General features: G+C 68.8%; 22 protein-coding genes. 9 read left to right on the forward strand and 13 right to left on the reverse strand.

The genetic code is table 11. The annotated features are described in order from the left end of the window. Positions 1 to 107: 107 nt before the first annotated feature. The 3 genes from P2T65_RS12005 to htpX form a co-directional block, all read right to left on the reverse strand. Positions 108 to 1,886, reverse strand: a complete 1,779-nt coding sequence (locus P2T65_RS12005; protein ID WP_245280549.1) for a heparinase II/III family protein — start codon at positions 1,884 to 1,886, stop codon at positions 108 to 110. A 137-nt stretch (positions 1,887 to 2,023) separates the two neighbouring features. Continuing rightward, positions 2,024 to 3,379, reverse strand: coding sequence for a transcription antitermination factor NusB (locus P2T65_RS12010; RefSeq protein WP_346348317.1), 1,356 nt, complete (start codon positions 3,377 to 3,379; stop codon positions 2,024 to 2,026). A gap of 3 nt (positions 3,380 to 3,382) precedes the next feature. Beyond that, positions 3,383 to 4,300: a zinc metalloprotease HtpX gene (htpX, locus tag P2T65_RS12015; protein WP_276199849.1), complete on the reverse strand. Its 918-nt coding sequence runs from the start codon at positions 4,298 to 4,300 to the stop codon at positions 3,383 to 3,385. A gap of 147 nt (positions 4,301 to 4,447) precedes the next feature. On the opposite strand from htpX, the gene P2T65_RS12020 reads away from it, so the two are divergent. Next, a complete protein-coding gene (locus P2T65_RS12020) occupies positions 4,448 to 4,684 on the forward strand; it encodes a DUF1674 domain-containing protein (protein ID WP_055459813.1) in 237 nt (78 codons plus the stop codon). Positions 4,685 to 4,747: 63 nt separating this feature from the next. Then, on the forward strand, positions 4,748 to 5,302 hold the full coding sequence (locus tag P2T65_RS12025; protein WP_276199850.1) for a thermonuclease family protein: 555 nt from the start codon (positions 4,748 to 4,750) through the stop codon (positions 5,300 to 5,302). Here P2T65_RS12025 and P2T65_RS12030 read toward each other — a convergent pair. Beyond that, entirely contained in the window at positions 5,280 to 5,828 is a 549-nt protein-coding gene (locus tag P2T65_RS12030; RefSeq protein WP_055459811.1) for an AAA family ATPase, read from the reverse strand. The two genes, P2T65_RS12025 and P2T65_RS12030, sit on opposite strands and share 23 nt — an antisense overlap. 255 nt (positions 5,829 to 6,083) lie before the next feature. On the opposite strand from P2T65_RS12030, the gene P2T65_RS12035 reads away from it, so the two are divergent. Beyond that, positions 6,084 to 7,403, forward strand: a complete 1,320-nt coding sequence (locus tag P2T65_RS12035) for a cyclopropane-fatty-acyl-phospholipid synthase family protein (protein ID WP_276199851.1) — start codon at positions 6,084 to 6,086, stop codon at positions 7,401 to 7,403. A 201-nt stretch (positions 7,404 to 7,604) separates the two neighbouring features. Here the strand turns inward: P2T65_RS12035 and P2T65_RS12040 are convergent, their stop codons facing one another. The 4 genes from P2T65_RS12040 to P2T65_RS12055 form a co-directional block, all read right to left on the reverse strand. Beyond that, complete coding sequence (locus P2T65_RS12040; protein ID WP_276199852.1) at positions 7,605 to 8,105, reverse strand: L,D-transpeptidase; 501 nt, start codon at positions 8,103 to 8,105, stop codon at positions 7,605 to 7,607. Positions 8,106 to 8,215: 110 nt separating this feature from the next. Then, positions 8,216 to 9,616, reverse strand: coding sequence for an MFS transporter (locus tag P2T65_RS12045; RefSeq protein ID WP_276199853.1), 1,401 nt, complete (start codon positions 9,614 to 9,616; stop codon positions 8,216 to 8,218). Beyond that, complete coding sequence (gene bluB, locus P2T65_RS12050) at positions 9,616 to 10,296, reverse strand: 5,6-dimethylbenzimidazole synthase (protein WP_276199854.1); 681 nt, start codon at positions 10,294 to 10,296, stop codon at positions 9,616 to 9,618. Before bluB ends, P2T65_RS12045 begins: the two co-directional genes overlap by 1 nt. Next, a complete protein-coding gene (locus P2T65_RS12055) occupies positions 10,277 to 15,112 on the reverse strand; it encodes an NAD-glutamate dehydrogenase (RefSeq protein ID WP_276199855.1) in 4,836 nt (1,611 codons plus the stop codon). The genes bluB and P2T65_RS12055 overlap by 20 nt, the downstream gene beginning before the upstream one ends. 140 nt (positions 15,113 to 15,252) lie before the next feature. Between P2T65_RS12055 and P2T65_RS12060 the strand changes: the two genes are divergently transcribed. Together P2T65_RS12060 and P2T65_RS12065 are read left to right on the forward strand one after the other, a co-directional pair. Then, entirely contained in the window at positions 15,253 to 15,861 is a 609-nt protein-coding gene (locus P2T65_RS12060; RefSeq protein WP_276199856.1) for a peroxidase-related enzyme, read from the forward strand. 413 nt (positions 15,862 to 16,274) lie between these two features. Next, positions 16,275 to 16,724 (forward strand): DUF2794 domain-containing protein, encoded by a 450-nt coding sequence (locus tag P2T65_RS12065; protein ID WP_186438016.1) that lies wholly within the window; start codon positions 16,275 to 16,277, stop codon positions 16,722 to 16,724. An 88-nt stretch (positions 16,725 to 16,812) separates the two neighbouring features. On the opposite strand, the gene P2T65_RS12070 is transcribed toward P2T65_RS12065, so the two are convergent. From P2T65_RS12070 to P2T65_RS12080, 3 genes are all read right to left on the reverse strand, one after another. Next, complete coding sequence (locus P2T65_RS12070) at positions 16,813 to 17,598, reverse strand: Bax inhibitor-1/YccA family protein (protein ID WP_055459806.1); 786 nt, start codon at positions 17,596 to 17,598, stop codon at positions 16,813 to 16,815. 180 nt (positions 17,599 to 17,778) lie between these two features. After that, a complete protein-coding gene (locus P2T65_RS12075; protein WP_276199857.1) occupies positions 17,779 to 20,358 on the reverse strand; it encodes an FtsX-like permease family protein in 2,580 nt (859 codons plus the stop codon). An 8-nt stretch (positions 20,359 to 20,366) separates the two neighbouring features. Continuing rightward, positions 20,367 to 21,086: an ABC transporter ATP-binding protein gene (locus tag P2T65_RS12080; protein WP_055459805.1), complete on the reverse strand. Its 720-nt coding sequence runs from the start codon at positions 21,084 to 21,086 to the stop codon at positions 20,367 to 20,369. Between the two features lie 109 nt (positions 21,087 to 21,195). Between P2T65_RS12080 and P2T65_RS12085 the strand changes: the two genes are divergently transcribed. The 3 genes from P2T65_RS12085 (at position 21,196) to thpR (ending at position 23,681) form a co-directional block, all read left to right on the forward strand. Continuing rightward, on the forward strand, positions 21,196 to 21,798 hold the full coding sequence (locus P2T65_RS12085) for an arylesterase (RefSeq protein ID WP_245280553.1): 603 nt from the start codon (positions 21,196 to 21,198) through the stop codon (positions 21,796 to 21,798). A gap of 64 nt (positions 21,799 to 21,862) precedes the next feature. Continuing rightward, entirely contained in the window at positions 21,863 to 22,909 is a 1,047-nt protein-coding gene (locus P2T65_RS12090; protein ID WP_276199858.1) for an aldo/keto reductase, read from the forward strand. A 196-nt stretch (positions 22,910 to 23,105) separates the two neighbouring features. Further along, entirely contained in the window at positions 23,106 to 23,681 is a 576-nt protein-coding gene (thpR, locus tag P2T65_RS12095) for an RNA 2',3'-cyclic phosphodiesterase (protein WP_063188333.1), read from the forward strand. Here thpR and P2T65_RS12100 read toward each other — a convergent pair whose 3' ends face one another. Both P2T65_RS12100 and P2T65_RS12105 read right to left on the reverse strand, forming a co-directional pair. Next, the gene (locus P2T65_RS12100; protein WP_276199859.1) at positions 23,682 to 24,716 is read right to left on the reverse strand and encodes an HWE histidine kinase domain-containing protein; all 1,035 of its coding nucleotides are present in this window, start codon (positions 24,714 to 24,716) and stop codon (positions 23,682 to 23,684) included. Between the two features lie 154 nt (positions 24,717 to 24,870). Beyond that, a complete protein-coding gene (locus P2T65_RS12105) occupies positions 24,871 to 25,656 on the reverse strand; it encodes an SDR family NAD(P)-dependent oxidoreductase (protein WP_276199860.1) in 786 nt (261 codons plus the stop codon). Between the two features lie 282 nt (positions 25,657 to 25,938). On the opposite strand from P2T65_RS12105, the gene P2T65_RS12110 reads away from it, so the two are divergent. Further along, positions 25,939 to 26,271 (forward strand): YkvA family protein, encoded by a 333-nt coding sequence (locus P2T65_RS12110; RefSeq protein WP_055459921.1) that lies wholly within the window; start codon positions 25,939 to 25,941, stop codon positions 26,269 to 26,271. Positions 26,272 to 26,280: the final 9 nt, after the last annotated feature.

Consider the following 26,280-nt stretch of genomic DNA (forward strand, 5'->3'; position numbering starts at 1 on the left):
ATTCTGGCTCCCGGCAGCCGGCCGCAGAGCCTTCTGCCGGCGCCGTCGCCCCGGCGCTTAGCACGAATGCGTCGCCGACAAAACGCGGATGCGGGTGCGAGGCGCTGTCAGATGCCCCGGAGGGGCAGCGGTTCCTCGTCCGGGCGGGCGGCCGAGCGCCTTGCGTCTGTGCTGTTGTGGCGGCCGATGCGCTGGAAGGACCACCGCACCGCATGGGTTTCGGCCGCATCGAGCGAGAGCACGATCTGTTCGGTCCGGCGCGTGCCGTCCGGGGCGGCGAAGAAGACGCTTTCCTCGATGGCAAGGGGCACATGTTCGGCCTCGAAGGTCCAGGCCTCGCCATCGGGCAGAAGCAGCATCACCGCCTGCCCGCTCTGCAGCCGGCTGGCGCGCACGGAAGGGTGGAGGTGGAAGCGGATGGTGACATCCGTCATGCCCGGCGTCGGATCGATGAGGATGAAGGTGTCTTCGCCCGCGAGTTGCTCGCCGCCGGCGGCGAGGCGCAGGCGGCGCTCGTGCACGATGCCGAAGCGCTGCACGTAGCCGTCGTGCGCCGCGACGAGAATGACGTCGCCGTCCTCGTCCTTGCGCGACACCGGCACGTCCTGCGGGCCGGAGAGGATGGGCGCGCCGATCCATCGGCCGAGGCGGGCGCCGAGCGACAGGTCGTCGCCCGCTCCGGCAAAATGGCAGGAGGAAGCATCGTGCACCGTCGCCGTTGAATGGGCGGCGGTAGAACGCGTGGCGATCGGAACCGGCCCCGTGCCGCGCGGCGCGCCGCAATTGACCACGATACGGCAGAAGCCGGCCGTCAGCTCGAAGGAGAGGCAGCCCGCATGGGCTTCGCCCGAGAAGGCGGCGGGCGGCGGGCCGCCGGTGTCGGCGATGACCACCGTGCCACCGGCCTGCAGCCGCTCGTAGCCGCTGTGTGGCGCGTGCTCCATGCCCTGCGCGCGGGCATCGTCATAGACGAGGAGGGTCGCGATGAGATCCGGCGCCGTGCCGCCCATGCCGTTGAACAAGGCAATGGAGCCGTCCCCGTGCCGGAAGAGGCGCAGCATTGGCATCATGCGATCGATGGCGCGCAGGAGCGGCGCCGGCGGCTCGACGCTGCGCGCCGCATAGGTCTGGCGCAGCGGCAGGAGATCGGCAAGGAGGTCGATCAGGACGCGCGGGTTGCGGCTGACATGGCCGCCGTCGGGCAGAATCTGGCGCGACAGTTCGTCCGCGAGCGTGCGGCTGACGCCGCGCTGCAGCCGGGCATAGCCGTCGAGGCACAGGCCCGCATAGGCGAGGGCGATGGCCGCGGTCAGCCGCTCCTCGCCGCGCGCGCCGCCGGCGAGCGCCCGCTGCAGCTGACTGACCGAGCGGCCGAGCGCCTTCATCAGCCGCCGGTAGAAGGCATGGTCCGCCCCCTCGAGCAGCAGCGGCGACTGGGTGAGGAAGGCGATGAGCCGGCGCGCGACGATGGTCGGCTCTGCCGCGAGACCGCGCCGGTCATGGCCGCTGGCGAGGAAATCGTCGACGAGCGCACGCGCGTTCGCACGGGCCAGGGCGGAATCGGCGGCACGTAGGTGGCGCAGCCAGCCAAAGCTGTAGAGCTGTTCGGCCCAGGCCCGGCTCGGCGGCGCCGCCTCGAAGGGCGAGCGCCCCTGGGCCTGAACGACGCGGCCAGCGAAGGCGAAATAGCCGGCGTAAATGTCGCCTGCGACGGTCGGATCGGTGGTGCGCAGGTCCTGCGGGGCGATGATGAGGCGGCTCGGCGCCTGACGGCGCACCGGTTGCAGCAGGGCGCGCAGCGAGCCGGTGGCGAGGTTGCGCGCACGCCGAGCGATCTCGCCGAGGGCAAGTCCCATGAGCCGCCACCGATCGGCGCTTCCGGCCACGATCGCTCCCGCCTTGTCCGCGTGCATCGCTTGCGCTTTCGTCAACACTTAGCCCACATAAATTACTGCAGGATGGTTAACGTTTCCGTTCGCGCTCACGTGCCCTTTGACCGTCCCGTGCCGCTGCCGCCTGCTGCTCATGATGAAGCGCGCACGAGCCGCGCGGCGTAGAAGCCGTCGAGGCCGGACAGGCGCGGCTCTGCGCCCGGCAGTGCGTGCGGCAGGGTGCGCAGATCGCCGTCGGCGGTGATGAACTGCGCGAGCCCGCCGATCTCCTCCGCAGCGACCGGCAGGCGCGTGAAGTCGCGATGGCGGTCGAGGAAGGCCGCGACCTGGCGCTCGCCCTCCTCCGGCTCGAGCGAGCAGGTGCAGTACACGAGCCGCCCGCCCGGGCGCACGAGGCTTGCGGCCTTGTCGATCAGCTGCGCCTGCAGCTGCGCGAGCGAGGTGATGTCCTCCGCGCGCTTCGTCCAGGCGACGTCCGGGTGGCGGCGCAGCGTGCCAGTCGCCGAGCAAGGGGCATCGAGCAGCACGGCATCTGCCGCGGGCACGTCGAGGGAAAGCGCGTCGGCGGCCAGCGTCTCGACGGTCAGCGACAGGCGCCGCATGTTTTCGGCGAGCCGTTCCAAGCGCTCGGGTGAGCGGTCGACGGCGAGCACCGAGGCACCAGCGGCCGCGAGCTGCGCCGTCTTGCCACCTGGCGCGGCGCAGAGATCGATGATGCGCTCGCCTGCCTTGGCGGCGATGAGCCGCGCCGGCAGGGCTGCGGCAGCGTCCTGCACCCACCATTCCCCTTCGGCATAGCCTGGCAGGTCCGTCACGGGCACGCGCTGCGGCAGGCGCAGCGAGCCGGTGGGCAGGATGTGGGCGCCGAGCGTCTCGGCCCAGCCGGGAAGGTTGTGCTTCACTGAGATGTCGACGGCGGCCTCGTGCCTGTTGGCGGCCGCGATGGCATCGGCTGTCGCCTCGCCATAGGCCGTCGTCCAGCGCCGCTGGAGCCAGTCGGGCGTATCGATGCGCGGCGCCTCGCCGGCCGCCAGGATCTCCGCCCGCGCGCCGGCCACACGCCTGAGCACGGCATTGACGAGCTTGGCATAGGGGAAGGCGCGCTTGTCCGCCCGTGCCTGGCGCACGGCGAGGTCGACCGCCGCATGGTCGGGCACCTCGAGAAAGAGGAGCTGTGCCGCGCCCCCGATGAGGATTGCCTCGAGAAGCCCGGCATTGCGCGGCAGGCCGCGCTCGAGGAAGCGCTTGAGGCCGAGACGGATGGTGCCGAGCCGCCTCAAGGCGACGGTGGCGATGGCGCGGGCGAGCGCGCGGTCCCGTTGGCCCGCTTCGTCGTGGTGTACGGCGAGCCGCTCCAGCGTCTCGTCGAGCGGCGCGCGCTGGCGCAGCACCGCATCGAGCGCTTCGGCAGCGATGACGCGCGCGGCAAGGCCCGCCGGCTGCGTGGGCCTTATACGCGCGTTGTGAGGGGGACGGGCGGGTTTCAGCGCTCAGCCCCAGGGTCCGCGGGGCCGCTGGCTGCCACCCCAGGGACCGCGCGGCACGTTCCCGCCGGCCGCGCCCAGCCCCATGCGGCGAGCGAGGTCGATGAGGGCGGCGATGCGGTTCTCCGTCGCCGGATGGGTCGAGAACAGGTTGTCCATGTTGCGGCCGCTGAGCGGGTTGACGATGAAGAGCGGCGCGGTGGCCGGGTGGGTCTCGGCGCTCTCGTTGGGGATCTGTTCGACGCCACGGGCGATCTTGCCGAGCGCGCCCGCCAGCCACAGCGGGTTGCCGCAGATCTCGGCGCCGATTCGATCCGCTTCATACTCGCGCGAGCGGCTGATGGCCATCTGAATGATCATCGCGGCGATGGGCGCGAGCACGACGAGCAGGATGGTGCCGATGAGGCCGCCGCCGTTGTTGCGGTTGCCGCCGCCGAAGAAGAGGCCGAACTGCGCGATGGTCGAGATGGCGCCGGCGATGGTCGCCGTGATCGTCATCGTCAGGGTGTCGTGGTTCTTGATGTGCGCGAGCTCGTGCGCCATCACGCCCGCCAGCTCCTCGTAGGAGAGCGTGCGCAGGATGCCGGTCGTTGCCGCAACGGCGGCGTTCTCCGGGTTGCGACCGGTGGCGAAGGCATTCGGCTGGGGATTGTCGATGATGTAGACGCGCGGCATCGGCAGGCCGGCGCGCTGGCTGAGCTCCCGCACCATGCGCACGAGCTCGGGCGCCGTGCGCTCGTCGACCTCCTGCGCGCCGTGGGCGGCGAGTGCCAGGCGGTCCGAGTTCCAGTAGCTGAAGATGTTCATCGCCGCGGCGAGGCCGAGCGCAACGAGCATGCCGCCCGTGCCGCCGATGAGAAAACCGACGACGCCGAACAGCGCCGTGAGCGCCGCCAGCAGCAGGCCGGTTTTGAAATAGTTCATCCTTTGCCTCCGTCCGGCACCGGCGGCGCCGATTTGCCGGTGCCAATCGCCGAAATCCCCCTATATGTGGGGGAAGGGCGGCCGGCGCCGCAAGAGGACGTCGCAGGACATGCGGCGCGGGGCCCCGCGATTGCGTGGAGAATGGCGATGGAAAGGATCAAGCCGGCCGGGGTCCCGGCGAGCGAGACCCCGCCCGGGGCGGCGCCGGGCAAGGTCCTGAGCCCGGCCGCGCGCCGGGCGCTTGAGGAGGCGGCGGCGCGCCGCTCCGAGATCGATGCCCGCACACGCGACCTGGCGCGTCAGCGCGAGGTCAACGGTCGCGATGGACCGGAGCCGGTGCGGTACAGCGACTGGGAGCGCAAGGGCATCGCTACCGACTTCTGATCCGCGCGTCACTCCCGATATAAGACAGGACACCTATAAAGAGACTGTCTTCCCATATCGGGCATGAAACGCTATAAGAGATGGATGCGATATCCGGCTCCGATCCCTCTGCTTGCTTTCGCTGCGGGAATTGGAACGGCTGCCCTTGTCGGTCAGGGGGTGGAGCGTTCCGAGATCCCGGCCGCGGTGTCTGTGCGCGGCGTGGCGCAGCGCGGTACGTTCGCCGCCGAGGTTCTGCGCGTTGTGGATGGCGATACGATCGAGGCGCGCGTCGCCGTGTGGCCGGGTCACGAGATCCGGACGAAGGTTCGTATCGCGGGTCTGGACGCGCCCGAGCGGGCGGGCCGCTGCCGGGAGGAGCGACGTGCCGCGCAGGCCGCGCACGAAGCGCTGGCGCGGCTTGTCCGTGACGGCGGCATCGTTTTGTCGCAGGTGCAGCCCGACAAGTATTTCGGCCGCGTTGTCGCCCGCGTCTTCGATGCCAAGGATCAGGATGTCGGAGCTCTGCTGCGCGAGGCAGGCCATGCCCGCGCCTATGCGGGCGGGCGCCGCGATTCGTGGTGCAACGGACAGGCGCAGCACCGCGACGCGCCCGTCACGCCGATGAGGCAAGGATGAAAGCAGCTCGCTCCGCGGTCGGCAGCCGCGGTACCTCAATGAGGTCGTAGCCCGTCTCGTCATAGATCCTGACCATGGCGGCATGGGTGCGCTCGGCTTCCTCCAGCGTCTGCCGCCGCTCCGCATCCTGCGTGAAGATCTCCGGCCAGGGCGGGCAGATGAAGACGCGCCTATTGTAGCGGCAGCATGCGATGGCTCGCTCGAGATGCGCCGGCCGGGCGAGGCCGACGAGGTCGAGATAGCCTGCGATGTCCGGGATGCCGCGGTCGAAGAAGACCCGGCCATCCCCGTTCAGATGGCGGCGATGGGCGGCGAGGTCGTGCGCCAGCATGAGCTCGGCATAGAGCGCCGGGTCTGCGGACGGCAGGGCCGGCCCGCCGATCGCCTGCTGGTTGCGGATGATGGCGCGGCCGGCTTCGGGCGAGACCGTATGGCCCGCCGCCGCGAGCGCGGCAAGCAGGGTCGTCTTGCCGGAGCCGGGCCCGCCGGTGAGCACGAAGAAGCGATCGGTGGCGTCGTTCGCCATGGCAGTCCTCATGGATGAGAGGGGAAAAGGCGCGCACGCGCGCCACGGCGGCGCCGCGCCGGGGTGAGCAATGTCAGGGGAGAGACGGAAGACTACGGCGTTTGCGCCGGGCGGGGCAAGCCCGCCGCCAGAGGAAATTCGTCTCGGAAACTCGCCCCGAAAATTCGTCCTGAAAATTCGTTCTGGCGGCGAAGCGTGATTCACTTTCCGCGCAAAGGCTATAACGTGCGCCGACTCGGGTAATGAGGGGACGGCATGGTGACGCGCGAGGCTGAAGGGGTGGACAAGCGGCTCGATGCCGCGCGGCGACTGCTGCGGCACGTCGGTGACAGGCTGGGCGCCGACCTCTCCGTCAGGCTGTGGAACGGTGAGACGATCCCGCTCGGGCCCAAGGCGAACGGCGATCTCGTCTTCTCCATTGCGGCGCCGGAGGCCGTGACCCGCCTCGTGCGCTCGCCCCGGCTGACGACGCTGGTCGAGCTTCTGGCCGCCGGCGACATCGACCTGCACGGCGGTACGCTGCTCGACGTCGCGGCGCGTCGCGGCGAGGCCAATACCAAGGGCCTCCTGAAGCGGCTCGACAAGGGGCTGCTCGTTCGCTCCCTGCTGCCGTTCCTCTTCGGCCGGGCGCAGAAGCCGGCCGGCAGCCATGCCTATCAGGGCGCCCAGGTCGACAAGGACGCCGCCGGCCGCGACAACAAGGCCCTCGTGCAGTTCCACTACGACCTGTCGAACGCCTTCTACGGCCTCTTCCTCGATCCCGAGATGCAATATTCCTGCGCCTATTTCCCGCGCTGGGACGTCGGCATCGAGGAGGCGCAGAAGGCCAAGCTCGACATGATCTGCCGCAAGCTGCGGCTGAAGGAAGGCGAGCGCTTCCTCGACATCGGCTGCGGCTGGGGCGGCCTCGTCTGCCACGCGGCGCAGCATTACGGCGTCACGGCGCACGGCGTGACGCTGAGCGAGGCACAACTCGCCTTCGCGAAGGAGAAGATCGCCCGCCTCGGCCTTCAGGACCGGGTGACGGTGGAATTGAAAGACTATCGCGAGCTCACCGGCAGCTTCGACAAGATCGCTTCCATCGGCATGTTCGAGCATGTGGGGCTCGACAACCACGGTGCCTATTTCACCAAGATGCGCGAACTCCTGCGCCCGCGCGGCCTCCTGCTCAACCACGCCATCACCCGCCCGGCCAAGAAGTCGGCCCGCGCCTTCCGCAGGAAGCGGCCGGAATATGCAGCCATCGTCAACTACATCTTCCCGGGCTCGGAGCTCGATCACATCGGCGGCTCGGTGACGAGCCTCGAGCGCTATGGCTTCGAGGTGCATGACGTCGAGGCCTGGCGGGAGCATTATGCGCGTACCACGCGGCTGTGGTGCGAACGCCTCTACGCCAACCGCGAGGCAGCCGAGCGCGAGGTGGGAGCAGCGAAGACGCGGCTGTGGCTGCTCTACCTTGCCGGCGTCTCGCTTGGCTTCGAGCGCGGCACCATCGGCATCTTCCAGACGCTCGCCTCCCGCCGCGCCAAGGGCCCCTCGGGCCTGCCGCCGACGCGCGAGGACCTTTACCGGTAAGGCTGCCGCAAGCGCACGCGTTGCCCGAACGCATCGAGCGCGAGCGGAATGCGACCTCCCCACCCGTCCTGGCCATCCACGCCTTTCAGCCTAGCGCCGGCGTCGCCGGCGTCGACGTCCGCGACGAGCGCGGGGATGGAGGGGGAGGAAACGGGACGAAGAGCGTCGCCTGCGCGGGGGGCCTCGCCGACGTCCGGCCCGCTACGGCAGCACGACCACCGGCGTGCCGACGGTGACGCGGTCGAAAAGGTCGACGATATCGGTGTTGTGCATGCGGATACAGCCGTAGGAGGCGAACCGGCCGATGGAGTCGGGCCGGTTGGTACCGTGGATGGCATATTCGTCGCCCATCAGCGTCAGGGCCCGCTCGCCCATCGGGTTCTGTGGCACGCCACCGGGGATGACGTCCGGCAGGTGCGGGTTGTCGCGCTTGACCTCGGCCGGTGGCGACCAGGCCGGCCGCACGTATTTGCCGTCGATATGGGTAATGCCGCGCCATTGCTTGCCCGGCCTGCCCACGGCGACACGATAGCGCAGCGCGACGCCCTCGCGGGCGACGAAATAGAGCCGGCGCTCTTTGGTGCGCACCACCACCGTGCCCGGCGCATAGCCGGAGAAGGAGACGATCTCCCGGCTCTTTGCCGGCACTGCCAGGAGGGCGAGCGCGACCGAGGCCGCGCCCGCCGCCATCACAATCTTCATCGTCGCCACCCTGTTCGTCTTTTCGCGAACGTCGGCGGCGATTGAAGCCTCACGGCGATGAACGGCTTCTTGCCGGAAACCGGCTTTCGGCCACGAGGGTGAACGGCCGGTTACGTCCGCTGGTTGACGCCGGCGAGGATCACGGCCCCCGAGCCGAAGAAGAGGACGAGAACCGCGAGCCCTGCTGTCTGCGTGCCGCTCGCCTGCGTGGCGACGGCGACCATGGTCGGCGCAAGGAAGGACGTGACCTTGCCCGACAGGGCGAAGAGGCCGAAGAACTCGCCGGCCCGGCCTTCCGGCGCGAGGCGCACGAGGAGGCTGCGCGACGCGGCCTGCATGGGTCCCGCGACGAGGCCGATGAGGAGCCCGAGCCCGAGATAGACCTTCTCAGGCAGGCTGGCATAGAGCCCATCCGCCGGCTGCGGTGGCTCCGCCGGCACGATGAAGAGGACGCGGTCGCTCGATAGCGAGAGGATACCGATGCAGCAGGTGATGAGGACGCCGAGCGCGCCGAGGATGACCGGCTTCGAGCCGATGGCGTCGTCGAGGCGCCCGCCGACGAAGGCGCCGATGGTGCCGGTGATCGTCAGCAGGATGCCGAAGATGCCGATTTCGATGGTGCCCCAGCCGAAGACGCCGGCCGCATAGATGCCGCCAAAGGCGAACAGGGCCACCAGCCCGTCCTGGTAGACCATGTTGGCAAGGAGGAAGCGCATCACCGCGCCGTGCCGCCGCGCGTGGGCAATGGTGTTGGCGAGCGCGCGCACACCCCGTCCGGCCGCTTCGCGAAGGGAGGCTCCCGTCGCCGGTACGTCCGGCGTCAGCAGGAACATGGGCATGACGAAGACGACGAACCACAGCGCGGTCAGCGGCCCTGCCGCCCGGTCCCCTGCGGCGGTCACAGGATCGAGGCCAAAGAGTGGGACGAGGCCCATGAGCGTGCGCCCGGTTTCTGGGCTTCCGGCGAGCAAGCCGAGCGTGACGACGAGCGAGATGAGCCCGCCGACATAGCCGGTAGCCCAGCCGGTGCCGGACAGGCGCCCGAGCTTCTCCGGCGGGACGAGGCGCGGCATCATGGAATTGTTGAAGACCGTCGCAAATTCCGCCCCGATGGTACCGATGGCGAAGGCGACGAGAGCGAGCGGTACGGCGAAGGGCACGCCCGGCGCGGCCCACCAAAGGGCTGCGCTGGCGAGCGCCATCATGGCGCCGAAGGCGGCGATCCAGGGCTTCTTCGGCCCGCTCGCATCGGCAATCGCCCCAAGCACGGGGGACGCAAGGGCGATGGTGAGCCCCGCAAGGCCCGTCGCATAGCCCCACAGCGCCTGCCCCTCGGCCGGGTTGGCGGCGAGGCGCGCGGCGAAATAGGGCGCGAACACGAAGGTCGTGATCAGCGTGAAGAAGGGCTGGCAGGCCCAGTCGAAGAAGAGCCAGGCGACAACCGAGCGCCGGGGCGGATAGGCCCCGGCAAGGCTCGACTCGGGCGGCGCGTCGGTCGTCACGGCGGTCATCAGCGCTCCAGGATGGTGCTGTCGGGCGCCAGCCGGTCCTGCCAGCCGTGGCGCACGAGTTCGGGATCAAGGTGTTCCTCGCAAGGATAGCCGACGCACAGATAGCCGATGAAGCGCCAGTGTGCCGGCACTTCGAGCGCCGCCGCCAGCTCGCCGGGATCGAGGATCGAGATCCAGCCGACGCCGAGCCCGGCTGTCCGCGCCGCGAGCCAGAAGGTATGGATCGCGGTGACGACGGAATAGTGGAGCGTCTCGGGCATGGTGCGCCGGCCGAGGCCGTGGCCGGTATCGGCGCGCTCGTCGCAGAAGGCGGCGATGTGCACGGGTGCCTCCGCGAGCCCTTCCAGTTTCAGCCGGGTGTAGAGCTGCGCCCGCTCGCCGGCGTAGTCCAGGAGGGCTTCGGCGTTGCAGCGCTCGAAGTTGCTGCGCACCGCCGCGCGCCGGGATGGGTCGTCGACCATGACGAAGCGCCACGGCTGCGCATTGCCGACGGAAGGTGCCTGCGCGGCCAGCGCGAGGAGCGCCCCGATCGTGTCCCTGTCGACGGGCTTCGGGAGGAAACGGCGCACGTCGCGCCGCCAGGCGACGAGTTCTGCGAAGCGGGCGCGAAAGACCGCATCGAACACCGGCGGCGCGGAGCCGCCGACGTCATGATCCGGCTCAGCCACGAGCGAGGTCACCGAGCAGGCTCGCCGCCACCGTCAGCTTCGACAGCGTCAGCCCGGAGGCGGCAATGGTCTCGACGGTGCTGCGGATGCGTGTGACCTCGCTGCCGCGTCGCTCCTCCCAGGCCTCGACAGCTTGCGGTCCCGCGCCGTCGGCGACGATCTCCGCCGTCAGGCGGCGGTGGGCGTCGGACAGGCCGTCGATGGCCCGGTCGAGCGCCAGGCGGTCATAGTAGTCGGCGACCTTGATCTCCCGTCCCTGTGCGGCGAGCGCCCCGAGCCGGAAGATCCCCTCCACGGCGAAATGGGTGGCGGCCACGTCGCGCACCGGCCGATCGGCCAGGGTGGCGACCCGGACGATGTCGGGGCCTTCCGCGAGAACGGGCAGGGCGGCGAGGCGTCCTGCGAGATCCTCAGGCACGTCCTGGGCCACGAGCGCCTCGGCGCGCTCCCTGAGCCCCTCCCGCGCCGAAGCGGGCAGGATGGCGTCGAGACAGGCCGCGATCTCGCCCAGCCCGTCGCGATAGCGCGCAACGACAGCATCGAGATCCTCGCCGGCAAGGTCGACATTGCGGATGAACCAGGCGAGTTGGCCGATCAGCATGTCCTGCAATTCGCCGTAGAGCCTGAGCTGCAGCGCTCCGCTGATCTTGCCGTCGAGGGCGTCGATGGCTGCGTTGAGCTCGGTGAGGCCAAAGGCGTCGCGCGTCGCCGCATAGGCCATGGCAATGGCCGGCGCGTCGGCGCCCGTCTGGTCGACGAGCTTCGTCACGATGGTCGGCCCGCCGCGGTTGACGATGGCGTTGGCGAGTTGGGTGGCGATGATCTCGCGCCGCAGACGATGGCTTTCCACCGCGTCGGGGAAACGCTCGCGCACCGGTCCGGGCATGTAGCGCGCCAGCTCGCGGGCGAGATAGGGTTCGTCCGGCACGGCGCTGTCGAGCAGGGCATCGTGCAGGGCGAGCTTGGCATAGGCGAGAAGCACGGCAAGTTCGGGCCGTGTCAGGCCCTCGCCACGCTGCTCGCGCTCGGCAAGGCTCGCATCGTCCGGCAGGTTCTCGACCGTGCGGTCGAGCCGGCCATGCTGTTCGAGCACCTGCATCAGGCGGCGCGCAAAGCCGATCTCGCCCGCTCCATGCCGCTCGGCCAGCGAGAGGGCGAGCGTCTGCAGATAGTTGTTGCGCAGCACGAGCGCTCCCACCTCGTCGGTCATCTCGGCGAGAAGGGCGTTGCGCGCCGCGCGCGTCAGGCGGCCGTCGCGCTCGGGCTGGCTGAGCGCGATCTTGATGTTGACCTCGACGTCCGAGGTGTTGACGCCGGCGGAATTGTCGATGGCGTCGGTGTTGAGCCGGACGCCGCGCCGCGCCGCCTCGATGCGTCCGCGCTGGGTGCAGCCGAGATTGGCACCCTCGCCGACGACGCGGGCGCGGATCTCGCCGCCCGTGATGCGGATGGTATCGTTGGCACGGTCGCCGACGTCCTCGCTGTCCTCCTCCTGCGAGCATACGTAGGTGCCGATTCCGCCGAACCAGAGCAGGTCGACGCGGGCCTTGAGAATGGCATTCATCACCTCGCTCGGAGTTGCCGTCTCCTTGTCGAGATCAAGGAGAGCACGCATCTGCGGCGACAGCGGGATGGCCTTGAGAGAACGGGAGAAGACGCCGCCGCCTTCCGAGATCAGGCTCTTGTCGTAGTCCTGCCAGCTCGAGCGCGGCAGATCGAACAGCCGCTTGCGCTCGGCCCAGGAGACGGCCGGATCGGGATCGGGATCGATGAAGATGTCGCGGTGGTCGAAGGCGGCGACCACCTTGAGCGCCCGCGACAGTAGCATGCCGTTGCCGAAGACGTCGCCCGACATGTCACCGACGCCGACGACCCTGACGGGCTCGCTCTGGATGTCGACATCCATCTCGCGGAAGTGGCGCTTCACAGCTTCCCATGCACCCCGGGCGGTGATGCCCATGCCCTTGTGGTCGTAGCCATGGCTGCCGCCGGAGGCGAAGGCGTCGCCCAGCCAGTGGTGGTGGGCTTCCGAGAGGCTGTTGGCGATGTCGGAAAAAGTGGCCGTGCCCTTGTCGGCGGCAACCACGAGATAGGGGTCGTCGCCGTCGTGGCGTACGGTGTCGGCCGGTGGCACGACGGTTTCGCCGTCGAGATTGTCGGTGAGGTCGAGCAAGGTGCCGACGAAGATCTTGTAGGCCTCCGTGCCTTCGGCGAGCCATGCCTGCCGGTCGCTCGCCGGCGGAAGGCGCTTGGGCACGAAGCCGCCCTTGGCCCCGACCGGTACGATCACGGCGTTCTTCACCTGCTGTGCCTTGACGAGGCCGAGCACCTCGGTGCGGAAGTCCTGCGGCCGGTCGGACCAGCGCAGGCCGCCACGCGCCACCTTGCCGAAGCGCAAGTGCACGCCCTCGACCCGCGGGCTGTAGACGAAGATCTCGTAGAGCGGGCGCGGCAGTGGCAGGCCTTCGACGCGGGCGCATTCGAACTTGAAGGCGATGGGGTCGCGCGTCTGCCCATCCGGCCCCAGTTGGAAGAAGCTGGTGCGGACTGCCGCCTCGATCAGGTTGACGAAGCGGCGCAGGATGCGATCGTCGTCGAGGCTCGTGACCGCGGCCAGCATCTCCTCGATTCTGGTCCGCTCGGCCGCGCAAACCTCGGCGCGCGTCGCCTCGTCGCCGCGCGGGTCGAAGCGAGCGTAGAACAGGCGGATGAGCGCGAGCGCGATCTGCGGCTGGCGCGCGAGCGCGGCGGCGATGTAGTCTTGGTCGTAGGGAACACCGATCTGCTGCATGTAACGGCCGAAGGCGCGCAGCATGGCGACGTCGCGCCAGTTGGCCCCGGCCTCCAGGACAAGCGCATTGAAGCCGTCCGATTCGGCCGCGTCGCGGAAGACGGCCATGAGAGCGGCTTCTAGCGGACGCTGCAGGGCGTCGATGTCGATCGGGCCGCCGGCGCTGCGCTCCAGCGCCATGTCGTGCAGCCATACCTGGGCGCTCTTGGGCTCGCCGTCCGGCAGGACGCGATAGGTGCGCTCGTTGACGACCCGGAAGCCGAACCGCTCCAGCATCGGCACGCGCTGCGACAGGGGCATCGGAGCACCACGGGCGAAAACCTTGAGATTGGCCCGTTCCTCGCCATCGCCCTCACGCCGGTAGAGGTCGACCGCACGCGGCCGCCGGTTCGACAGGCGCTCAAGAATGCCAATATCCTTCAGCACCGCCTCGCCGGCAAAGGCTTCGCGGTAGGCGGCGCTGAAGGCCTCCGCATAGCGCTGCGCTGCGACGCGCGCCTTGTAGCCGCCGACGGTGTTCTCGAGCGCGCTGCGCAAAGCGTCGGCCCAGGTGCGCACGATGGCCGTGATACCGGCTTCCAGGGTTTCGCGGCTGACGTCCGGCGTCTTGCCCTCGTCGCGGCCGATGATGTAGTGCGTGCGCGCCAGCGGGCCTTCCGGATAGCTCGGATAGGCGGCGGAGACGCGCCCCTGGTAGGTGGCGGCGAGGAACTCGCCCACCCGCCGACGCACGGACGTGTCGTAGCGCTCCTTCGGGATGAAGACGAGCACGGAGACGAAACGGTCGAATTCGTCGAGCCGGGCAAGAGCGCGCACGCGCGGGCGCTCGGTCAGGTGCAGGATGTCGAGCGAGAAGCGGTAGAGTGTCTCGATGTCGACCTGGAACAGTTCGTCGCGCGGATAGTCCTCGAGGACATGCATGAGCGCCCGGCCGGAATAGCTCGCCGGGTCGAAGCCGGCGCGCTGGATGACCTGCGCCACCTTGTGCCTGAGGTAGGGGATGGTACGGGTCGAGCCGGTATAGGCGTTGGCGGTGAAGAGCCCGACGATGCGCAACTCGCCGGCGAGTTCGCCCTCTTCCGAGAACAGCTTCACGCCGATGTAGTCGAGATGGGCTCGGCGGTGCACACGGCTCTTGACGTTTGCCTTGGTGATGATGAGCGCCACCGGCCGGGCGAGGAAGGCCGTGATCTCGGGGCTCATGACGACGAGTTCGCGCCCGCGGCGCAGCACGCGTACCTCCGGATCGCGCAGGATGCCGAGCCCGGTGCCCTCGATCGGTGCCGAGCCCGCCGCGTCGCCGCCGGCGAAGCCATATTCCCGGACGCCGAGAATGGTGAAATTGTCCGCCGCGATCCACTCGAGGAAGCGGACCGCCTCTGCGACCTCCTCCGCCGGCAGGGGCGGCGGATTGATCTTGTAGGCCTCGGCGGCGCCGGCGAGGCGCCCCCGCATGGCGCTCCAGTCGCGCACCGCCCGCTCGACGTCGGTGTAGACCGACTCGAGCCCCTGGGTGAGCCTGAGGCGCACCGCCTCGTCGTCGATTCGCGGCAGGTGGATATGGATGAGGCTCTCGCGCCGCGCACCGCGTGGTGCCCCGGCTGCTGCCTCGCCGGCAAAGCGCAGGAAGGCGCCGTCTTCGCCACGCTCCACGGCGAGGATCGGGTGGGTGACGAGATAGGGCTCGTATCCCTGATCGACGATCTCGGCGAGTGTCGAATCGAGGAGGAACGGCATGTTGTCGTTGATGACCTCGACGACCGTGATGTCGCGGCGATGGCCATCGCGCTCGATCTCGTGGTCGATGAGGCGCACGTCATGCCGGCCGGCCGGGCGCGGCTCGGTCAGGTGCCGGTAGGACGCGACGGCCAGGGCGGCGAGGCTTGCCACGGGATAGTCGGCAAGATCCTCGAGGGCGGCGCGTCCGATCAGGAGATCGACGAAGCCGGGTGGCAAGACCTCACCCATCGCATCGAGCGCTTCTTCAATGGCTTTTACCAGTCCGGCCCGTTTGTCGGCCGCAGCGAGCTCCATCATCGTCCTCCCGACAGCGTCGAAGCTGCTCTTCCTTAGATCATGTCGTGGACAAATGCAGCCTTGCGGCCGACATTCTCGGCATGGCCGGACGCCGCACAGGCAATTGCGGCAGCGGGAAATACGAGGGAGGAGATGCGCGCATGACGAGAGTCGATCGGCACGAGGAGAAGCCGGCCCCCCAGGACGCGGAGCCGGCGCCGACGGCGTTGTCGCTGGCACCGGGGGAATTGTCGCCGTCGATGCAGGCCTATTTCGCAAAATGCGAGGAGAAGCTCGGCTTCGTGCCCAATGTGCTTGCCGCCTATGCGCACGACAATGCCAAGCTCGAGGCTTTCGCCGCCTTCTACAACGACCTGATGCTGGCGCCGTCCGGTCTCAGCAAGCTGGAGCGGGAGATGATCGCCGTCGTCGTTTCGAGCATCAACCGCTGCTACTACTGCCTGACGGCGCACGGGGCAGCGGTGCGCCAGCTCTCGGGGGATCCGGTCCTCGGCGAAATGATGGTGATGAACTACCGCGCGGCGGAGCTCTCCCTGCGCCAGCGGGTGATGCTGGACTTCGCCGCGAAGCTGACAGAACGGTCGCACGAGATCGGCGAGGAGGACCGGCAGGCGCTGCGCGATGCCGGCTTCGACGACAAGGCGATCTGGGACATTGCCGCCGTCGCTTCCTTCTTCAACATGTCGAATCGCATGGCTTCGGCCGCCGACATGCGGCCGAACCGCGAATATCACGCCCAGGCACGCTGAGGGCCTCCGTGCCGAGAGGCTCTCTAGGACCGGGCGTCGCAGCCGAATCGCCTCGCGGCGGGGGCGGGCAAAAGAATAGGGCCGGTGCGGGGACACCGGCCCTAGTTACTCTTACACGGAACCGAGTGGTCCGGCATCTCGTCCACCCCGGGGGGCTGGGGGGCTGACTAGATCCAGGGCGGCGAGCGCCGGACCATCGAGGCAACGTGCTTTTTATCGCCCCGCACTAGGGCGCCTGATTGACGGCTCTGCGGCCAAATTGTGGTTTTTCTTTCAGATTTGCCTGCATCGCTCAGCGATCTGGTTGAGGCCCGCGATGAGGCTTGCGCCGGCCCGGCGGCGGCCGCATCATGACGGATGCATGACGCAGGCAGGCGGCCCGCATGCTCTCCTCGCCGAGCCGGACGGAGGTCATGAGCGAAACGGAGACGAGCGATCCCTCTTCCGATCCCTTTCGCACCGGGGGCGGAGCGGCCATTGTGCCCTTCACCCCGCGGCGAAAGGATGAGGAACCTTCTCCACCGCACGGGCACCACATCTCGTCCCCGGCGCCGCGCGCGGCCAACGTCGTCTCGTTTGATGCGCGCGAGCTCAGGGAGATCCTCAATGTCTACGGGCGGATGGTGGCGCTCGGCGAATGGCGCGACTACGCGCTCGACTTCCTGAAGGACAGGGCGGTGTTCTCGGTCTTTCGCCGAACGAGCGAGGTTCCCCTCTACCGTATCGAGAAGGATCCGCAACTCGCCCGCCGACAGGGCGCCTATAGCGTCATCTCGGCCTCGGGACGCATCCTGAAGCGCGGGCACGATCTTACCCGCGTTCTACAGGTTCTCGACAAGCCCGTGCGACTGGTCGCCCGCTAGAGCCGGATCGCCGCGACGCCGAAGCGACCATCAAAAAGAAAGCCCCGACGCGCAGCCGGGGCTTTGTCGCTTGCGACCGTCGCCGCGTTCATTCGCGCGACTGGCCGAAAAGCTGCAGCAGCATGACGAACATGTTGATGAAGTCGAGGTACAGCATCAGCGCGCCGAGAATCGACTTGCGGGCGGCAACGTCGCTCTCGTCGAGCTCGTAGTACATCTCCTTGATGCGCTGCGTGTCCCAGGCGGTCAGGCCGGCGAAGACGAGCACACCCACCACCGAGATGGCGAACTGCAGGGCGCTCGACTGCAGGAACAGGTTGACCAGCATGGCGATGATGAGGCCGAAGAGGCCCATGACCAGGAAGGAGCCCATCGCCGAGAGGTTCTTCTTCGTCGTGTAGCCGTAGAGGCTCAGTGCGCCGAAGGCGGCGGCCGTGATGAAGAACACGCGCACGATGGACGCGCCCGTGAAGACGAGGAAGATCGACGACAGCGACAGGCCGACAAGTCCCGCGTAGACGAGGAACAGTGCCCGCGCCGCACCCGGCTGCATGCTGGCGATGCGGAAGCTGAGAAAGAACACAGCCGCAAGCGGCGCCAGCATCACCACCCACTTCAGCGGGCTTGCGAAGATGGCGTAGCCGAATTGCGTCAGCATGATGCCGCCGCGCATCTGCGCCACGGCTGCCGACGGGTCGTTCGTCACTGCGAGCATGAAGGTGCCTAGGGCAGCAAGACCGGTGACGGCAAGTCCCAGCACCATGTGGTTGTAAACGCCCAGCATGAAGGCCCGCAGGCCCTGGTCGAGCTCTGCGGTCCCGGCCCGGGCGACACCCGTGCCGTAGGCATAGGTGTTGCGGTTCAGATCGGACATTTTTCCCTCTCGAAGCTAAATCACGCCAACGATGCGCGCCGAAGGCCGCACTTGTACCGAAATATGGGCTCAACAGGCCCGCCTTACAAGGCTGATTCGGTGGCCGCGCATGGGAAAGCGGCGCCGGAGAATGCCGCGGGCGGAGGGCTTGGGGACGAACTTCCTCCGCGGCCATGCGCCTCAAAGGTTGCGCAGATAGGGTGCCGGCTTCTGGCCGAGGATGCGCCACGTGCCGGCAAGCCCGAGGCCGATGGTGACGACGATGGCAAGCAGCGCCGCGGCGAGCGCGCCGCCCGGCTCGAAGGTGAATGACAGGCGCATGACGCGCGTCACGATGACATAGGCGCTGATCGTGCCGGCGATGAAGCCGAAGAAGGCGGTCGCGCTGCCGAGCGCACCATATTCGAGGCTGAAGGCGCCGATCAGCCGCGCGCGCGTCGCTCCGAGCGTCTTCAGGACGACGGCATCATGCAGCCGGGCCTGATGGCCGGCGGCCAGCGCTCCGCCGAGGACCAGCAGGCTCGCCGCCAGCGCCACCGAGCTCGCCGCGCGCACGGCGATGGCGAGCTGGCTGACGACGTCGTTGACGGCATCAAGCGCGTCGCGCACGCGCACGCTCGTCACCATTGGGAATTCCTTGGCGAGCGCCCGCATCACCGCACCTTCGTCGACGCGCTTGCCCACCCCGTTCGCGGTGAGCGTGGCAAGATGCATATGCGGCGCGCCGGCGAAGGTATTGGGCGAGAACACCATGACGAAATTGATGCCGAGCGTGCGCCATTCCACTGTGCGCAGGTTGGCGATCCTGGCCTCGATGTTGCGCCCGAGCACGTTGACGACGAGTCGGTCGCCAACGGTGAGGTCGAGTTCCTGCGCAAGCTCCCGATCGAAGGAGACGAGCGGCTCGCCCGCGTAATCGGCCGGCCACCATTCGCCGACAACGACGGTCGAGCCCTCGGGTGGCTTTGCGGCATAGGTGAGGCCGCGATCACCTTCCAGCACCCAGGCGGCCTCTTCCGGCGCCTTGTAGTCGCTCGCCCGGATGCCCTTCAGCGAGACGACGCGGCCGCGCATCATGGGCACCCGCTCGACCGTTCCCTGCGGCGCCTCGCGGGCTAGGAAGGCCTCGAAGCGGTCGGCCTCGCCGTTCTGGATGTCGAGGAAGAAGAAGCTCGGCGCCTGGGCTGGCAGGGCGCGCGTCAGCTGTCCGCGGATATTGGCGTCGATCATCGCGAGTGCGACGAGCAGCGTCACGCCGAGGCCGAGCGAGAGGACGAGCGAAGGCGTCAGCGCACCCGGCCGGTGAATATTGCCGAGCGCGAGGCGGGGCGCCGTGCGGCGCGGGCGCGGCAGGCGGCGGGCGAGCGCCATGAGGCCGAGCGCGACCAGCCTCAGCAGCAGGAAGGCACCCGCTGCGGCGGCGATGAAGATGAGCGCGACGCGCCGGTCGTAGGCGAAGACGACGGCGACCGCCACCAGCGCCGCGACGGCAGCGAGGCTCGCGAGCCGGTAGCGCAGGCGCGGCCCCTTCGCGGCAGGATCCACCTCGTCGCGGAACAGGGCCGAGACCGGCACGTCGTGCGCCCGGCCGAGCGGGCCGAGCGCGAAGGCAAGCGCCGTGAGAAAGCCGTAGAGCGCGGCGACGGCGAGTTCGAGCGGGGCCAGCCCCGGCGTCAGCGGCAGGGGTAGCAGGCTTTTGGCCGCATGGGCCACCGCGAAGGGCATCGCCGCGCCGACGGCGAGCCCGATGGCGATGCCGACAGCGGCAATGATCATGACCTGGGTCAGGTACACGGCCACTACCTGTCCGCCCGGCGCGCCGAGGCTCTTCAGCGTGGCGATGGAATGCAGCTTGCGTTCGACAAAGGCGTTCACCGCATTGGCAACGCCAACTCCGCCGACCATGAGGGCGGTGAGGCCGACCAGGGTGAGGAACTGCGTGAAGCGCTCGATGTTGCGGGCGAACTGCGGCGAGGCGTTGTTGCGCGAGCGGATCTGCCAGCCGGCGTCGGGTAGGCGCTGCCGCGCCTCGGCTTCGAGGCGCTCCAGGGCGCGCTCGCCCCCGCTCGCGCCGGGCAACGCCACGCGGTAGGTCCAGCGCACGAGGCTGCCGGGCTGCACGAGGCCGCTCGCCGCGAGCCCCTCCTGCGACATCAGGAGCCGCGGGCCGAAGCCGACGCCGGCCGCGATCTTGTCCGGTTCCGAGACGAGGCGCGCCCGGAGCGCGACGCGGGCGTTGCCGAGGCTGACGACGTCGCCGACCGCAAGGCCGAGGCGATCGAGCAGGACCGGATCGACGAGAGCCCCGTAGGTGCCGTCGCGCTCGGCGAGAAGCTCTTGCACCGATGCGGCCGGCTCGCTCTCCACCGCCCCGATCATCGGATAGGCCCCGTCGACGGCCTTGACCTCGACGAGGGCGGATTCGCCTGTATCCGCGATGGCCATGGCGCGCAGGGTGGCGATGGCGGAGACGCGCCCCGCGCCGTCGAGGAAGGCGCGCTCCTCAAGGCTCGCCTCGCGCTGCACGAGGCTGAAGGCGAGGTCGCCGCCGAGGATACGACGCCCCTCCACGGCGAGGCCTTCGGTCAGACTGCGGGAGACGGAGGAGACGCCCGCGATCGCCGCAACGCCGAGCGCGATGCAGGCGAGGAAGACGCCGAAGCCGCGCAGGCCGCCGCGCAGCTCCCGCAGGGCGAGGCGCGGCACCAGCGGCAGACGTGGAGCGGGGTGTGATGCGGGGGCGCCGACGAAACCGTGCATGGCCATCCTCACGCGCTCACGGGCGCGTCGTCCGGCACGACGGTGCCGGAGCGCAGCCGCACGACACGGTCGCACTGCTCCGCGAGGCCCATGTCGTGCGTGACAAGGACCAGCGTCGCACCCCTGTCGCGCTTGAGCGCGAAGAGAAGGTCGACGATGCCGCGCCCGGTGCGCTCGTCAAGGTTGCCGGTCGGCTCGTCGGCGACGAGGATGGCCGGGTCGGCGACGATGGCGCGGGCGATGGCGACGCGCTGCTGCTCGCCGCCCGAGAGCTGGGATGGATAGTGATGCAGCCGCTCGCCGAGCCCGACGGCCGCAAGCTCCGCCTCGGCCCGGGCGAAGGCGTCGGGCGCATCGGCGAGCTCGAGCGGCAGAGCGACGTTCTCGAGCGCCGTCATGGTTGGCACGAGATGGAAGGACTGGAAGACGATGCCGACGTTGCGGCCGCGGAAGCGGGCGAGCGCGTCTTCGTCGAGCCGGGCGAGATCCTTGCCGGCGACGGTCACGGTGCCGCTGTCCGGCCGCTCGAGCCCGGCCATGGTCATGAGCAGGGTGGACTTGCCGGAGCCTGACGGGCCGACCAGGCCGACGGCCTCGCCGCGCCGCACGCCGAGCGATACGCCTTTGAGGATGTGCACGCGCGCGGCGCCACGTCCGAGGCTCAAATGGACATCCACGAGGGAAATGACCATATCGGCTGGTGGGGCCAGATCCGTCGCGCTGTTCATCAATCGATCCGTAGAGGCTGAGGGGTGGGAGAACACCCCGTCATATGGGACCTTGTCAGGGATGATCAAACGTCTTCGTCGCACCCTGCCGCTCGCTCTCCTTCATGTGATGCTGGTCCTTGCCGCGACCGGTGGCGTGCTTGCCGAGCCGCTGCGTCTCGTCGCCCTCGGCGACAGTCTGACGGCCGGCTACGGCCTGCCGCAGGACGCGGCCTTTCCCGTCGTTCTCGAGAAGGCCCTGCGCGAGCGGGGCATGGAGGTCGAGATCGCTAATGCTGGTGTCTCCGGCGACACCGCATCGGGCGGCCTCGCGCGGCTCGACTGGTCGGTGCCGGAGGGGACCGATGCGGTCATCCTGGCGCTCGGCGCCAACGACATGCTGCGCGGCGTATCGCCCGACGTGACGCGCGAGGCGCTGGAGGCGATCGTCACGCGGCTCAAGGCGCGCAACATCCCCGTGATGCTGGTCGGCATGGTGGCCGCGCCGAACCTCGGCGAGGATTACAGGCGCCGCTTCGATGCCATCTATAAGGATATTGCGGCGCGACACGGCCTTGTGTTCTATCCTTTCTTCCTCGAAGAGGTGGCGGCCATCCCCGGCCTCAACCTTCCAGACGGAATGCACCCCAATGCCGAGGGCGTGAAACGCATCGTCGCGCGCATGCTGCCGACGGTCGTGCGGTTCGTGTCCTCCCTGCCTCCCCGCGGCTGACCGGCCGCTTTCTCTTGCAAGGGCCAGACGCGGCGGCATGGCGCCGCACGATGAGGACTGCCTTATGAACTACCGCAAACTCGGCCGCACCGATCTCATGGTCAGCGAACTGTGCCTCGGCACCATGACCTGGGGCGAGCAGAACACCGAGGCTGAAGGCCATGCGCAGATGGACTATGCCGTCGAGCGCGGCATCAACTTCTTCGACACAGCCGAGCTCTATCCCATTCCCCCCAAGGCCGAGACGCAGGGTGCCACCGAGCGCATCATCGGCTCCTGGTTCAAGGCGCGCGGTAACCGCGACAAGATCATCCTCGCCACCAAGGTGGTCGGCCGCACCGACATGGATTGGTTCCGCGACGGCAGGCGCAAGGGCGAGCTCAACCGCGCGCAGATCGAAGAAGCGGTGAACAAGAGTCTCAAGCGGCTTCAGACCGACTATATCGACCTCTATCAGCTGCACTGGCCGGACCGGGCGGTGACCCAGTTCGGCTCCAACCCGACCATCTTCCGCGCCGCCGAGGGGCCCGAGAACCCGATCGACGAGATTCTCGCCGTGCTCGGGGACCTCGTGAAAGCGGGTAAGGTCCGCCACATCGGCCTCTCCAACGAGAGCGCCTGGGGCACGATGACCTTCCTTCATCACGCAACCGTGAAGGGTCTGCCGCGGGTGCAGTCAATCCAGAACGCCTATTCGCTGGTCAACCGCACCTTCGAGGTCGGCCTCGCCGAGATCGCCATGCGCGAAAACGTCGGCCTTCTCGCTTATTCGCCGCTTGCGCAGGGCTATCTCACCGGCAAGTACCGCGACGGTGCCTTGCCGCCGGGCAGCCGCAAGCAGCTCTTCGACCGGTTGCAGCGCTACGAGAAGCCCGGCGCCGCCGAGGCAATCGACGCCTATGTTACGCTGGCTGCAGAGCTCCGTCTCGATCCGGCCCAGATGGCGATCGCCTTTGCCACCAGCCGCCCCTTTGTCACGTCGACCATCATCGGCGCGACGACGATGGAGCAGTTGCGGACCGACATCGATGCGCTCGACGTGACGATCACCGAGGAGGTCGAGGCCCGCATCGATGCGATTCATCAGCGCCAGGGCAATCCCTGTCCCTGAGGCTGAAGCCTCGGAGCCAGCCGACGTGCGCCCGTCCCGCTCTGGACAGGGCCGGGCGGGCGCGCGATCCTTGGACGAGGGAGCGATTCGCCTGGGCCGGCGCTGCCAGCGCCAGACAAGACCCAGCGGGAGGGGGAATCCGGTATCCGTGACGGCTGCCGGTGCCGCGAAGCCTCTGGAACGAGGGAGGATGGCCATGCCTCGTCTGTTCACCGGCCTCGAAGTTCCCGCCGACATAGCCGAAGCGCTCGCGCGCTACCGCGGCGGTCTCTATGGCGCGCGCTGGATCGATGTTGAGAATTATCACATCACGCTGCGCTTCATTGGTGACGTTGATGCCACCACGGCGGCGGACATCTACGATTCCCTTGCCGATATCGACCGGCCGCCGGTCACGGTGACGCTCGACATGCTCGATTCCTTCGGCGGCAGCCGGCCACGGACGATCTTCGCGCGCGTGCGGCCGAACCCCGCGCTGACCGAGTTGCAGGCCGATCACGAGCGCTGCGTGCGCCGCGCCGGCCTGCCGCCTGAGCCGCGCAAGTTCACGCCGCACGTCACCCTGGCGCGGCTGCGCGATGCTTCGCCGCTCGATGTGGCGGATTATTTTGCCGGGCAAGGCGCCTTCCGGCCGCTCACCTTCACCGCCGACCGCTTCGTGCTGTTCTCTTCGCGCGCCTCGGTGGGCGGCGGCCCCTACATTGTCGAAGCGGCCTATGCACTCGCGCGCCACCCCTACATGTCGGGCCGTCGCGCGGCAGCTGGCGCCTGATCAGGCGAGGCGGTCGAGCCGGGCCGTCAGTGTCACGACGAGTCCGTCCGGCCGCCACTCGCGCGCGAGGGAGCCGCCCAGCTGGCTGCGCACGGCGCTGCGGGCCAGCACGCTGCCGAAGCCTTCGCCGGCCGCCTCGCCGCCCGACGGGGCGGGGCCTCCCACCTCGCGCCAGGCGAGATGCAGAGTGTCCGCGTCGGTGCGCCAGGAGATGATGACGCGCCCGCCGAACGACGACAGAGCACCGTATTTGGCGGCGTTGGTGGCGAATTCGTGCAGCAACAGGGCGAAGCTGGTCAGCCCGCCGCCGCCCAGGATGACCTCTGGTCCGTCGACGACGATCCGTGGCTCTTCGGCCCGTGGGTCGACGAAGGGCGAGACGATGGTGTCGACAAGGGCGGCAAGGGTCGCGCTGCGCGTCTCTTCGCCGCTGAGGCCGGTGCCCGGCAGCGTCAGCGTGTGGGCCCGCGCCAGCGCTTCAAGCCGACGACGGGCCGCCTCGGCGGTTTCCTGCGGGGTCGTGGCGCCCCGGGCGCTGAGACCGACGATGCCACTCGCCAGCGCGAAGAGGTTCTTGACGCGGTGGTCCATCTCGCGCAACAGCAGTTCCTGCCGCTCGTGCATTCGCCGCTGTTCGGTGATGTCGCGGAAACAGTTGACCGCGCCGACGACAGCGCCGGAGGCATCGCGGATCGGTTCTATGTTGACGAGGACGAAAAGCGTCTCACCGTCCGGGCGGTCGATAAGCACCTCGGCGTCGCTCACGGCCCGGCCGGTCCTCAATGCATTGGCCATCGGACAATGGGCATGGGCGATGGGAGTGCCATCGGGCGCGCGAAGGGCGAGGGAACCGCAGAAACGGTCTTGCGGCGACGGCTCGCGCCCCCACAGCGCCGCCGCGGAGCGGTTGTGGCGCACGATGCAGCCGTCCCTGTCGCAGACGTAAATGGCGACCGGCAGCAGATCGATGAAACGTTGCGACGCTCCGAGGACGTCACAGGCACTGCCGCGCGGCGAAGCGAGGGTCGTGCTCACAGGACCCCGTGCCTGCCGCGTATGATGCCGTTTCCCGTCATGCCGTCTCCTGCTTTGGCGCGGCCGGTCAACGGGGGATGGATTCGTCCGATCGACCGACGCGCGCAACAGACCGTGTCATTGAGGCAGCAATTGGCCGCCCGCGGGAGCACGGCTATTTTGGGGCGAGGCGGATCGCTCCGTCGAGGCGGATGGCCGAGCCGTTGAGCATGTCGTTCTCAATGATGGCGCGCACAAGCGCGGCATATTCCTCCGCCTTGCCCAGCCGCGAGGGGAAGGGCACGCTTGCCTCGAGCGCCTTGCGGTAGTCCTCGGGGACGGAGGCGAACATCGGCGTCTCGAACAGCCCAGGCATGATCGTCATGACGCGGATGCCGAGCGTTGAAAGATCGCGTGCCACCGGCAGCGTCATGCCCATCACGCCGGCCTTTGAGGCCGCATAGGCTGCCTGGCCGATCTGTCCGTCGGTCGCCGCGACCGAGGCCGTGCAGACGATGACGCCGCGTCCGCCGTCGGGGGTGACGGGCGCGAGGCTTGCCATGTTGGCGGCCGCCTTGGCCGTCACAGTGAAGGTGCCGACGAGGTTGATGGCCACCGTGCGGGCGAAGCTCGCAACATCGTGAGCGACGAACTCCCCGGTGTCGCGCTTCTTCGCCACGGTTCGCTTGCCGGGAGCAATGCCGGCACAGTTGACCACGATCCGTGCAGGCCCGTGCGCGGCTTTCGCCGCTGCGAGCGCGCCATCGACGGACGCCTCGTCGGCCACGTCGGTGCGCACGAAGAGCCCGCCGATCTCCGCTGCCACGGCCCGCCCCCGCTCCTCGTTCAGGTCGAGGATCGCCACCTTCACGCCGGCTGCGGCCAGCATGCGCCCGGTGGCCTCGCCGAGGCCGGAGGCCCCGCCGGTGACCACGGCGGCGGTCGATGCGTCGAGCTTCATGCCTTCTCCTCCCTCATGTTCTCTTGCCGGCACTACTGTCGGTGTTCCGATGCTTCCTCAGGGGTTTAGCGCACCTGCAGCCCGGCGCAAACGGTGCCGGCGGTGCGCCGGTGCCAATGCCGATGGTGAAGCGGTCGCGAAACCTTGCGCGGCCAGCTTCCGCAAACCATCTTCTGGCCTTGGTCTTGCGGCACCAGAATCGATGGTGGGCGATGCGACTGTCGCCCTTAAAGGAGGCAGGGAATGGACGAGACGATCGCGCGCCCGCTGACGCGCGAGGAGATGCGGGCCATAAGGCGAGCGGTGCGCGACGAGGAGAGCGTGACGCGCCGTTTCTGGAAAGCTCTGCGTCGTGTCGCCGCAAATACTCCCTTCGCCGAGGATCTCGTCGCCGTCTACTTCTGCGCGATCGACCCGGCGACACCGCGCCGCGTCAAGCTCACCTTGCTCGGCGCGCTCGGCTACTTCATCCTGCCGACCGATGCCGTGGCCGATTTCCTCCCGCTCTTGGGCTTCACTGACGACATGGCGGTGCTTGCTGCCGCGATCGCCATGGCGGCGGGCGCCATCACCGATGATCACAGGCGCCGGGCGCGGGAAATAATCTCTCAATAAAATTCGATT

This window comes from Chelatococcus sp. XZ-Ab1, from assembly GCF_029309855.1.
Taxonomy (GTDB): domain Bacteria; phylum Pseudomonadota; class Alphaproteobacteria; order Rhizobiales; family Beijerinckiaceae; genus Chelatococcus_A; species Chelatococcus_A sambhunathii.

Bases quoted from the DNA above. Each gene is read 5' to 3' on its own strand.
- htpX (WP_276199849.1), bottom strand. From the start codon at position 4,300: ATGAACTATTTCAAAACCGGCCTGCTGCTGGCGGCGCTCACGGCGCTG.
- P2T65_RS12020 (WP_055459813.1), top strand. From the start codon at position 4,448: ATGGAAAGGATCAAGCCGGCCGGGGTCCCGGCGAGCGAGACCCCGCCC.
- P2T65_RS12025 (WP_276199850.1), top strand. From the start codon at position 4,748: ATGAAACGCTATAAGAGATGGATGCGATATCCGGCTCCGATCCCTCTG.
- P2T65_RS12030 (WP_055459811.1), bottom strand. From the start codon at position 5,828: ATGGCGAACGACGCCACCGATCGCTTCTTCGTGCTCACCGGCGGGCCC.
- P2T65_RS12035 (WP_276199851.1), top strand. From the start codon at position 6,084: ATGGTGACGCGCGAGGCTGAAGGGGTGGACAAGCGGCTCGATGCCGCG.
- P2T65_RS12040 (WP_276199852.1), bottom strand. From the start codon at position 8,105: ATGAAGATTGTGATGGCGGCGGGCGCGGCCTCGGTCGCGCTCGCCCTC.
- P2T65_RS12045 (WP_276199853.1), bottom strand. From the start codon at position 9,616: ATGACCGCCGTGACGACCGACGCGCCGCCCGAGTCGAGCCTTGCCGGG.
- P2T65_RS12055 (WP_276199855.1), bottom strand. From the start codon at position 15,112: ATGATGGAGCTCGCTGCGGCCGACAAACGGGCCGGACTGGTAAAAGCC.
- P2T65_RS12060 (WP_276199856.1), top strand. From the start codon at position 15,253: ATGACGAGAGTCGATCGGCACGAGGAGAAGCCGGCCCCCCAGGACGCG.
- P2T65_RS12065 (WP_186438016.1), top strand. From the start codon at position 16,275: ATGAGCGAAACGGAGACGAGCGATCCCTCTTCCGATCCCTTTCGCACC.
- P2T65_RS12070 (WP_055459806.1), bottom strand. From the start codon at position 17,598: ATGTCCGATCTGAACCGCAACACCTATGCCTACGGCACGGGTGTCGCC.
- P2T65_RS12075 (WP_276199857.1), bottom strand. From the start codon at position 20,358: ATGCACGGTTTCGTCGGCGCCCCCGCATCACACCCCGCTCCACGTCTG.
- P2T65_RS12080 (WP_055459805.1), bottom strand. From the start codon at position 21,086: ATGAACAGCGCGACGGATCTGGCCCCACCAGCCGATATGGTCATTTCC.
- P2T65_RS12085 (WP_245280553.1), top strand. From the start codon at position 21,196: ATGCTGGTCCTTGCCGCGACCGGTGGCGTGCTTGCCGAGCCGCTGCGT.
- P2T65_RS12090 (WP_276199858.1), top strand. From the start codon at position 21,863: ATGAACTACCGCAAACTCGGCCGCACCGATCTCATGGTCAGCGAACTG.
- thpR (WP_063188333.1), top strand. From the start codon at position 23,106: ATGCCTCGTCTGTTCACCGGCCTCGAAGTTCCCGCCGACATAGCCGAA.
- P2T65_RS12105 (WP_276199860.1), bottom strand. From the start codon at position 25,656: ATGAAGCTCGACGCATCGACCGCCGCCGTGGTCACCGGCGGGGCCTCC.
- P2T65_RS12110 (WP_055459921.1), top strand. From the start codon at position 25,939: ATGCGGGCCATAAGGCGAGCGGTGCGCGACGAGGAGAGCGTGACGCGC.